Below are 10187 nucleotides of genomic sequence, written 5' to 3' on the forward strand. Positions count from 1 at the left end.
CGGTTACCGTGGCGGTATCCGAAATACCGGACCGCAGGGAAGGCGCGCGCTGCTGATGAAAGACGAACCCGGCGACGACGCGGTGCGGCTCGCCCCGCCCAAGACCTGGGCCACCGGGTTGCCTGCGGTGGCGCACGCGATCGAGTACTCGCTGAAGGAGACCTCGCCGCGGCGGATGCTCACCACCCTGCTGAACGTCAACCAGGGCAGCGGCATCGACTGCCCCGGCTGCGCGTGGCCGGAAGAGGAGCCGAAGAAAAGGCATCTCAACGAATACTGCGAAAACGGCGCAAAGCACATCAACGACGAGGCGACCACTCGCCGCGTCGGACGGGAATTCTTCCGGCAGCATTCCGTTTCCGAGATCAACGCGATGTCGGATTTCCTGCTCAACCAGCAGGGCAGGCTCACCGAGCCGATGGTCAAACCGGCCGGCTCCGACTACTACGAACCGATCGGCTGGGACGGCGCCCTGTCGCTGCTGGCCGGCGAACTGCAGGCGCTGGACACACCGGACGAAGCGGCGTTCTACACCTCCGGCAGGCTGGGCAACGAGGCAGCGTTCCTGCTCCAGCTCTTCGCCCGTGCCTACGGCACCAACAACCTGCCCGACTGCAGCAACATGTGCCACGAGTCCAGCGGTTCGGCGCTGATGCAAACCCTCGGCGTCGGCAAGGGCAGCGTCAGCCTCGACGACCTGTACGAGGCCGACCTGATCTTCGTGGTCGGCCAGAACCCCGGCACGAACCACCCGCGGATGCTGACCGCGCTGGAGGAGAACAAACGCCGCGGCGGCCAGATCGTCGCGGTGAACACGCTGCCGGAAGCCGGGCTGATGCGGTTCAAGCATCCGCAGCGGCCCCGCGGGATCGTCGGCCGTGGTACGAAGATCGCCGACCAGTTCCTGCACATCCGCGCGGGTGGCGACCTCGCCCTGTTCCAGGCGCTGAACCTGCTGCTGATCGAGGCCGAGGACGCGAATCCCGGCACGGTGCTCGACCACGAGTTCATCAACGCGCACACCTGCGGGTTCGCCGACTTCACCGAGCACATCCGCCGGACCGCGTGGGACGACGTGCTGGCCGCCACCGGGCTGACCCGCGCCGAGATCGAGCAGGTGCACGAACGCGTGCTCGCCAGCAAGAAGGTCATCGTGTGCTGGGCGATGGGCATCACCCAGCAGCGGCACGGGGTGCCGATCATCCGCGAGATGGTGAACTTCCTGCTGCTGCGCGGGAACCTGGGCAAGCCGGGTGCCGGGGTGTGCCCGGTCCGCGGGCACAGCAACGTGCAGGGCGACCGCACCATGGGCATCTGGGAACGCGTGCCGCAAAAGTTCCTCGACGCACTCGGGCGCGAGTTCTCCTTCACCCCGCCGACGAAGCACGGCCACGACACGGTCGACACGATCCGTGCCATGCGCGATGGTGCGGTGAAGGTTTTCCTCGGCGTGGCAGGCAATTTCGTCCGCGCGACGCCGGACAGCGAAGTGACCGAGCAAGCCCTGCGCACCTGCCGGCTGACCGCGCACATCTCCACCAAGCTCAACCGGTCGCACGCGGTCTGCGGCGAGGTGGCGCTGATCCTGCCCACCCTCGGCCGCAGTGACCGGGACCTGCAGGCAAGCGGCGAACAGGTGGTGACCGTCGAGGATTCGATGAGCATGGTGCACGCCTCGCGCGGGAAGCTGCCGCCTGCCTCGCCGCACCTGCTCAGCGAGGTGGCGATCATTTCGCGGCTGGCACGCCGGACACTGGGCAGCCGTCCGGACATCCCGTGGGAGGAGTTCGAAGCCGACTACGCACGCGTCCGGGACCGGATTTCCCGGGTCGTCCCCGGTTTCGAGGACTTCAACGCGCGGATCGCCGACCCGGCCGGGTTCGCCCTGCGGAATCCGGTCAACGACCACGTGTTCCGCACCGCCACCGGTAAGGCGATGTTCACCGGCAACGCTTTCGACTTCCTCGACGCACCCGAGGGGCACCTCGTGCTGCAGTCGCTGCGTTCGCACGACCAGTGGAACACCATCCCGTATTCGGCCAACGACCGTTACCGCGGCATCCGGCACGGACGGCACATCGTGATGGTCAACCCCGAGGACATGGCCGAGCTGGGACTGACCGAACTGCAGCACGTCGACCTGGTCAGCATCTGGACCGACGGATCGGAGCGCCGGGCGCGGAACTTCCGCGTCGTGCCGTACCCGACCTCGCGTGGTTCGGCCGCCGCGTACTACCCGGAGACGAACGTGCTGGTACCACTGGACAGCGTCGCCGAGACGAGCAACTGCCCCACCTCGAAGGGGATCGTGGTCCGGCTCGAGCCGGTGGACCCGCGAGCCGAGAGGAGTGAAGAGCATGGGACGAGCGACGGTACGACGCCAGGTGCTGCGCCTGCGGGACGAGACCAGCACGCACCGGCCTGACACGCTGGCCGGCGAGGAGCCGATGGAGATCCGGGTCGGCGGCAAGCCGCTCACGGTCACCATGCGCACCCCCGGCTCCGACTTCGACCTCGCCGCGGGATTCCTGGTCAGTGAGGGCGTGGTGCACCACGCGGAGCAGATCGCCGGAATCCGGTACTGCGCGGGCGCCACCGCCGACGGCGGCAACACCTACAACATCGTCGACATCGCGCTGTCCCCCGGCACACCACTGCCGGAGGCTTCGCTGGAGCGCAACTTCTACACCACCTCGTCCTGCGGGCTGTGCGGCAAGGCCAGCCTCGACGCAGTGCGCACCACGACCCGATGGAGCCTCGACGAGGACGACACCGCGATCGACCCGGACGTCGTGTTCTCGCTGCCGGACCGGCTGCGGGCCGCGCAGCGGGTGTTCGACAGCACCGGCGGGCTGCACGCCGCTGGGCTGTTCTCCGCCGACGGTGAGCTGCTGGTGCTGCGTGAGGACGTCGGCAGGCACAACGCGGTGGACAAACTGGTCGGGCACGCGCTGCGGCAGGGCTGGCTGCCGTTGCGCGGCGCGGTGCTGATGGTCAGTGGCCGGGCGTCGTTCGAACTGGTGCAGAAGGCGGCGATGGCCGGGATCCCGGTGCTCGCCGCGGTGTCCGCGCCGTCGTCGCTCGCGGTCGATCTGGCCACCGAAACCGGGCTGACGCTGATGGGGTTCCTGCGCGGCCGGTCGGTGAACGTCTACAGCCGCACCGAACGGCTGCGGGTGGCCGAGCCGGTCGGATAGCCGGCAGGCCCGCTCTCCAGCTCCCGGAAATCGGTCTCCTCCGCCGCGGCCAGCAGTGCCCGTACCGCGGGCGGCTGCGGATCGCGTGCACGCACCACAAGGCCGATCTGCACCGGCTTCGGCGGCTTTGCCAGCGGGATCGCCCGCACGCCCGCCGGTACGCCCAGTGCGTGCAGCCAGGCCAGCGGTACGACCCCTGCCGTGCGCCCGTTCGCGACGTGCGCGAGCACGGTCGCGAAGGAGTCCGTCTCGACCTCCGCGACGGGCGCGGTCCCGGCGTCGGCGAAGCAGTCGTCCATCATCCGCCTGCCCCGCATCGACGGGGTCAGCAGGCACAGCGGCAGCGCGGCGGCATCCGCCCAGGACGCCACCGGTCCCAGCACGGCGGCCCGGTCGGGGCCCACCAGCAGGGCGTATCGCTCCAGGTACAGCGGAAGCACCCGGAACTCGGCACGCATGTCGTCGTCGAGGTAGGTCAGTGCGGCGTCCAGCGAGAAATCGCGGAGCCGGTCGACGATGGTCACCGACGTCAGATCCGAGGCCACGTCGGTGGTGAGCAGCGGATGGGCCACGCCGAGCGTTTCGATCAGCCGGGGCGCGGTCACCCCGGCGCTGGGCACGGTGCCGATGCGCAGCCGCCCGGTCAGACCGGTGCGCATGGCACCGACCGCAGTGAGCAGGGAGTCCCGGTCGGCGAGGATCTGCCGGGCCCACGCCACCACCCGGTCGCCCTCCGCGGTCAGCCCGTCGAACCGCCTGCCCCGCCGGATCAGCGGCACGGCCAGCTCTTCCTCCAGCTTGCGGATCGCCTCGGACAGCGACGGCTGGGAAACCCCGCACTGCTCCGCCGCACGGGCGAAGTGCCGCTCCCCGGCCAGCGCGACCAGGTATTCCAGCTGCCGGAAGAGCACGGCGGCCTCCTTTCCCTCGGCATCAGGAGATCCTAGGCCGGGCCGGAACCGCCGTACCGGCCCGATGCGCCAGTACGGAGTGCTCGGGCTGCCGGATTCGACACTCGGACCGGCCGAGGACGACAACCGGGTGACCGGATGACCCGGCGCTCGCGGGCGAGCCGAGTTGAGGGCTCAACTCACCGTCCCTACGCTGGCCGGATGACGGACTCCGACCTGCTCGACGCCGGTCAGCAGCAGCTGTGGAACACCTGGATGCGGGCGCACCGGCTGCTCGTCCGGGAGGTCGATCGCCGGTTGCAGGCGGAGTTCGGGATCTCCAAGGCCGAGTTCAGCGTGCTCGTGACGTTGCTGCACGCACCAGGGCAGCAGCTGCGGGTGCAGGAGCTGGCGGACTCACTCGGCTGGGAGAAGAGCCGGGTGTCGCATCAGCTCACCCGGGTGGAGAACCGCGGCTTCGTGGTCCGCGCCGAAGGCGGCGCCAGCGGCAGGCGCACCGGAATCGGGCTGGCCCGGAAAGGCCGGCGGCTGGCCGAACAGGCCCTGCACGGGCACGCCCGTGCGATCCGGGAGTGCTTCTTCGATCCGCTCACCCCCGAGCAGGCCGGGGCCATCCTGAGCTGGAGCGAGCAGCTGATCGACCGGGTCGAAAGCCCGCCCGCGGAACAACCGTAACGCGAAACCGGTCGCGGATTTGCCGGAAACACCACAGCGGTCGCACAAGGGCGGAATCCGGTCCCGAAATCGGAGCAGGGCTTCATCGGAAAGCAGTCGGCCGGAGTTCGTGGACCTCGTTGGCAGGACAGCATTCGTGCCACCGGCGCACCGCGTGGATCCGCGGTCCCGCCCGAGGGCCCGGCGGCAATACCGGTGCAGGAGCTCGCCGGAGCAAAGCAAGGACCCGGCCTAACCGCTTTTGCGTGCCGCCACCAGTACCCGCGGTGTGGTGGCCAGTACCGAGCGCGTCTCCCGTGCCTCGGCGATCAGCGTGGCGGCCGCGGTCTGGCCCATCTCGTCGGCGAGTTCCCTGCGGTGGCCGAGGATGCCGCGGTACACCGCGAGCTGCCGGCGCAGCCACGCCGGGGTTTCCTCGTGGACCAGCACCTCGAAACCGGCGTCGGAAAGCAGGCTGCGGTGGTCGAGGTAGGCGGGTTCCCAGGTGGTGAACACGAATCGCCCGCCCGGCTCCAGGATGCGGGTGACCTCCGCGAACGCGGCGGGCTTGTCCCAGACCATCCACAGTGCGTCCACGCTCATCACCGCGGCGCACGAACGGGTCTCCAGTCCGGTCGCTTCGAAGCTGCCGACCGTGAAGCGGGTGTCGGCGACATCCGCGGCGGCCGCGCGGGTGCGGGCTTCGGTCACCGCGGCTTCGACCACGTCGACCCCGGCCAGTGAGGTGCCCAATGCCCGTGCCACTTCCAGGCCGGGACCGCCGCGTCCGCAGCCGAGGTCCGCGAGCCGCCTGCCCCGCACCGGGCCGGCGAGTTCGGCGATGCGGGCCAGGTCCGTCCTCGTGACGAAGCCGAACGGGTCGGCTTCCTCCGGATAGTCCGTGCCGTAGGCATCCCGGTAGATCTGCCGCAGCGTGTCGCTGCCCCACTGCCGGCGCAGCACCTCGGCGTAACGGTCCTCTTCCTGGCTGAACTCGCCAATGGCCCAGGTCATCAGCCGGCACTCCGTTCTTCGATCCTGCCGCCCCGCAACGAGATCACCGTGCGCATGCGCTCGATCGTGGCCGGGCGGTGTGCGATCACGATGAGCGTGCGGTCGCCGCGCAGCCGGTCGATCGCGGTTTCGATCCGCGCCGCGGTCGCCGGATCGATGTCGGCGGTCGCCTCGTCGAGGATGAGCACGGCCGGGTCCAGCAACGCGGCTCGCAGCAACGCCACCAGCTGCTGTTCCCCCGCCGACAGGCGCGCACCCCGTGCGCCGAGGTCGGTGTCCAGTCCGTTGTCGAGACCGGCGACCCAATCCTGCAGTTCCAGTGCGCCGACCGCACCGGCCAGCTCGTCCCGATCCGGATTGCCCGGCACCAGCGCGAGGTTGTCCGCGAGGGTGCCGGTGATCAGGTGGACCTGTTGCGGTACGAGCACGATCCGTGCGCGCAGTTCGGCGGGCGGGATCTCGCGCAGGTCGGTGCCCGCGTACCGGATCCGGCCGGTCGCCGGGCGGTACAGCCCGGACAGCAGCTTCGACAACGTCGTCTTGCCCGAACCGGTCGGACCGGCCAGCGCCACGCGGTCCCCGCTCGGGAAATGCACCACGACGTCGTGCAGCACCTGCGCGTCCTCGGTGTAGGAGAAGCACACGCTGTCCGCGCTCAGTTCACCTCGCCGCGGTGTGACCGGTGCGTGCGGCTCCGCCCCGGGCGCCGGCACGTCGGACGTCACCGCCAGCAGGTTGAGCAGCCGCGCGAAAGCAGTCCGGGACGTCTGCATCTGGGTGAGCAGCTGGGTCAGCTGCGTGACCGAGCTGAACAGCTGGCGCATCGCGAGCACGAACACGACCACTGTGCCGACGCTGATCACGCCGTAGACGGCAAGCAGACCGGCGGCGACCAGCATGACCGCGTCCGCGACGCCCTGGACCACGGTGACCGCGCTACTGCGGAAGGCGACCCGTTGCGCGTGCCGGGCCGCGGTGACCAGCCGACGGTGGTCCTCGACCAGCCGATCGCGGATCACGTCGTGGGCACCGGTGGTTTGCAGCAGCTCCCGCGCCTCGGTTCCTTCGCGGTAGGTGGCCGCTGCTTCCGCCTGCCGGGCGGCCTGCGCGGAGAACGCGGGCGCGGCGGCCCGTTTGAACGACCGCAGCAGCCAGACCGTCGCGGGCAGGAAGACCAGCGCCAGCAGCAGCGTCAGCGGTACCGAATAGAGCAGCAGCACGATCGTGGAAAACGTCAGGTAGCCGACCACAGCCAGCAGATCCGGCAGATCCGAGCGGACGAACCCGGCCAGATCCGACACCTCACTCGTGACCCGTCGCAGCAGGTCGCCGGTGCGGTGCCGTTCCAGGAACCGCAGCGCCGTACCGGCCAGCCGCTCCACCACGAGGTCCCGCAGCTGCCGCACCACGCGCTCGCCGGCACGGACGAGCAGTACTTCGGACGCGCGCAGCAGCACCATCCGCGCCACGGCGAGGCCGAGCACGGCCAGTGCCGCCACCAGCATCCCGGTGCGGTCTCCGGCGAGCACCACGTCGGTGACCCAGCCGATCGCCGGCGGGATCAGCGCGAGCGCCAGCGTGGACAGTGCGGTGACCACGACCGCGATCACGATCAGCCGCCGGTGCGGACGCAGGTGTGGCCAGGCCCTGGCACGCAGGTTCCGTTGGGACGGAGCTTCTTCCAGTACCGATTCGTCCACTGTGGTCGCTTGGTCAGCCATCGACGGCTCCCGCCGTCGGCACCAGGTCCCGGCGCACCGGGCTGGGCAGCCTCAGCACCCGGTCGGCTTCCTCGAGCACCGCACTGCGATGGGTGGCGAACACGACGGTGGTCGCGGTTTTCGTTGCCCACGCGCGCAGATTCGCCAGCATCGTGCGTTCGGTCGCGATGTCCACTGCGGACGTGACGTCGTCGAGCACGAGCACTTCGGCACCGGCCAGCATGCCCCTTGCCAGTGCGAGGCGTTGCCGCTGCCCGCCGGACAGCGTACTGCCGCGTTCGCCGACCGGGGTCTCGTAACCGTCCGGAAGGGACTCGATCTCGGCGTCGATCGCCGCGCCGCGGCAAGCCTCGCGCAGTTCGGCGAGCGTGCGGCCGGGTTGGCCGAGTGCCAGGTTCTCGGCAATCGTGCCGGACACCATGGTGGGCCGCTGTGGCACGTAGGTGATCCGCTGCCGTACCTCGCGCAGTTCCGCAGTCCGGAGGTCGGCCTCGCCGTAGCGGACGTCGCCGTGTGCCGGATCGTCGAGCCGGCACAGCAACCGGGTCAGCCGGGTTTTGCCCGAACCGAGCGGGCCGGTGACCGCGACGAACTCCCCGGCCTCGACGCGTTCGGACAGCGTTCCGCCGGGCAGGTCCACCGCACGCAGTTCCAGCGCACCCCGCGAGGGCAACGGCATCGGCTGCGCGGGGTCCCGCACCGTGGGCTGTGCCTGCAGCACCTCGTTGATCCGCCGCGCCGCGGTCATCGCCTGCACGACCTGGGTGAAGCGCGTGGTCAGCATGCCGATCCAGCCCGAGAGCATGGTCATCCAGGTGGTGAACGCGACCAGGCCGCCGATGCTCAGCGCGCCGGACGCCACCGCGGGTCCGCCCACCGCCAGTCCGATCGCGGTGCCGGCGGCCGGGATGAACGGGGCCAGCGCCGTCCAGTCCGCCGCGACCCTGGCCACCCGGAAGGTGTGCGTGGTGACCTCGGCGCTGTCCCGGTGGTGCACGTCGACCAGCACGCGTTCGGCACCGAGCCCGCGCACGGATTCCGCACCGGTCAACAGGTTCTCGACCGCATCCGCGCGACGGCCGTGCGCGGCCGAAAGATCGGCGTTCACCGAGGCGAGCCGCTTCGGGTAGAAGATGCTGGCGAGCGCGATCAGCGGGACCACCGCGAGGCCGACCACCGCGAGCAGCGGATCGAGCAGCGCGATCGCCACCACGATCGCGACGAACCCGCATGCGCCGGATACCAGTGACGCGATCCCGGCCAGCCAGGCGCGCACCGCGTCGACGTCGCGGGTGCCGCGGATGGCCAGGTCCCCGGCACCGAACCGGTCCGCCGTCCGGTCCAGGGTCAGCACGTGGTCGAGCAGCCGCTCACGCAGCCCCCCGGCGGCCGCGGTCGAATAGGTGACCGCCGACCACAGCATGCCCAGCAGACCACCCACCGAGACCAGCGTCGCCACCAGGACGATCACCGCCCAGATCACCAGCGAACCCCGGTCTCCGCCGACAACGCCCTGGTCGAGACCCTGTTTCAGCAGGTCGGGCAGCACGATCGAGGCGCCCTGGAAGACCAGGCCGGCGAGGATCGAGACCAGCACCTGGCCGCGGTACTCCCGCACGCACGACCACAGCAGGCGGACGTCGGCCCGGTTCACTCACAACCCCGCGAGGATCTTGTCGACGTCGTTGAGCGCGTCCGTGGCGATGCGGTAGGAGGCGACGCTGTAGTTCGGCATCGGGTAGAGCCTGCCTGCCTTGACCGCGGGCAGCTCACGGAACGTGGACTGCTCCAGCACGGCCTGCACCGGCTGCCGCGGCTTGCCGTCGTAGGTGACCGGGTAGACGAGCACGTCGCAATCGGCGATGGCGTTGAACTGCTCGTAGGAGAACTCCTGGCCGTTCTTGGTCTGTCCGGTGGCCTCCTTGCCGAACTGGAGCCCGGCGTCGGCGAGCACGCCGCCGAGTGCGGAGCCGGCCATGTTCAGCGTCCAGGTGCCGGAGTTGTTGCCCTGCGAGATGTAGGCCCACTTGTGCCCGGCCAGCTGCGCCGCCCGCTGTTTCTTGATCTCGGCGATCTTGCCCTCGTAGCTGTCGCGCAGCTTCCGGCCCTGCGCCTCGCGGCCGATCATCGGCGCCAGCCGGTCCGCGCACTCCCGCCAGAACTTGGCCTGGCTGCTGGAAAGCAGCACGATCGCCGGTGCGACGGCCTGGATCTGGTCGTAGACCGGCTGCATCCGGGAGCGTCCGGAAGCGTAGCCCATCGACACCACGAGATCCGGGGCCAGCCGGGCGATCTCCTGCACGTTCGGCTGGCCGTTCGGGCCGATCTTCGGCAGCGACAGCAGGTTCCGGTAGGCCGGGTGGACCAGGTCCTCGGTGTACTCGCACACCCCGATCGGCGTGATCCCGAGGTCCTGCAGGATGAACGACGGGTAGAAGTCGGCCGCGACCACCTTCCCCGGGTTCACCGGCACTTCGACCTCGCCGAGGTCGGTGGCGACCTTGCGGGTCTGCCCGGCAGGCGCCGCCGCGTCGTCGGCACCGCTGCCGCAGGCGGCCAGCCCGAGGGTGCCCAGCGCTCCCAGTGCGGTGGTCAGCACCGCTCGTCTCGACAGGTCACGCTGCAGCACCATCTTCGCTCCCGTTCCATTTCTAAGGCGAGCCTTACCTAATCGTAAACCCGAGGCCCCG

The 10187-nt window shown here is 70.1% G+C and carries 8 protein-coding genes; 3 read left to right on the forward strand and 5 right to left on the reverse strand.

Translation table 11 applies throughout. The annotated features are described in order from the left end of the window. Positions 1-55: 55 nt before the first annotated feature. Complete coding sequence (locus ABD793_RS14540) at positions 56-2425, forward strand: FdhF/YdeP family oxidoreductase (protein ID WP_344859882.1); 2370 nt, start codon at positions 56-58, stop codon at positions 2423-2425. Next, the gene (gene fdhD, locus ABD793_RS14545) at positions 2358-3197 is read left to right on the forward strand and encodes a formate dehydrogenase accessory sulfurtransferase FdhD (RefSeq protein ID WP_344859884.1); all 840 of its coding nucleotides are present in this window, start codon (positions 2358-2360) and stop codon (positions 3195-3197) included. The genes ABD793_RS14540 and fdhD overlap by 68 nt, the downstream gene beginning before the upstream one ends. Here fdhD and ABD793_RS14550 read toward each other — a convergent pair. Continuing rightward, positions 3152-4108, reverse strand: a complete 957-nt coding sequence (locus ABD793_RS14550) for a LysR family transcriptional regulator (protein ID WP_344859886.1) — start codon at positions 4106-4108, stop codon at positions 3152-3154. The two genes, fdhD and ABD793_RS14550, sit on opposite strands and share 46 nt — an antisense overlap. 201 nt (positions 4109-4309) lie before the next feature. Between ABD793_RS14550 and ABD793_RS14555 the strand changes: the two genes are divergently transcribed. After that, positions 4310-4783 carry a MarR family winged helix-turn-helix transcriptional regulator gene (locus ABD793_RS14555; RefSeq protein WP_344859888.1) on the forward strand — a complete coding sequence of 158 codons (474 nt, stop codon included), beginning with the start codon at positions 4310-4312 and terminating at the stop codon, positions 4781-4783. Between the two features lie 231 nt (positions 4784-5014). Here the strand turns inward: ABD793_RS14555 and ABD793_RS14560 are convergent, their stop codons facing one another. From ABD793_RS14560 to ABD793_RS14575, 4 genes are read right to left on the reverse strand one after another with little or no spacing between them, the layout of a single operon-like run. Further along, complete coding sequence (locus tag ABD793_RS14560) at positions 5015-5776, reverse strand: class I SAM-dependent methyltransferase (RefSeq protein ID WP_344859890.1); 762 nt, start codon at positions 5774-5776, stop codon at positions 5015-5017. Next, positions 5776-7497: an ABC transporter ATP-binding protein gene (locus ABD793_RS14565; protein WP_344859892.1), complete on the reverse strand. Its 1722-nt coding sequence runs from the start codon at positions 7495-7497 to the stop codon at positions 5776-5778. Before ABD793_RS14565 ends, ABD793_RS14560 begins: the two co-directional genes overlap by 1 nt. Further along, entirely contained in the window at positions 7490-9151 is a 1662-nt protein-coding gene (locus ABD793_RS14570) for an ABC transporter ATP-binding protein (protein WP_344859894.1), read from the reverse strand. The genes ABD793_RS14565 and ABD793_RS14570 overlap by 8 nt, the downstream gene beginning before the upstream one ends. Further along, complete coding sequence (locus ABD793_RS14575; protein ID WP_344859896.1) at positions 9152-10129, reverse strand: ABC transporter substrate-binding protein; 978 nt, start codon at positions 10127-10129, stop codon at positions 9152-9154. It lies immediately after the preceding gene. Between the last annotated feature and the right edge of the window lie 58 nt (positions 10130-10187).

Source organism: Amycolatopsis ultiminotia (genome assembly GCF_039536925.1).
Lineage (GTDB): Bacteria > Actinomycetota > Actinomycetes > Mycobacteriales > Pseudonocardiaceae > Amycolatopsis > Amycolatopsis ultiminotia.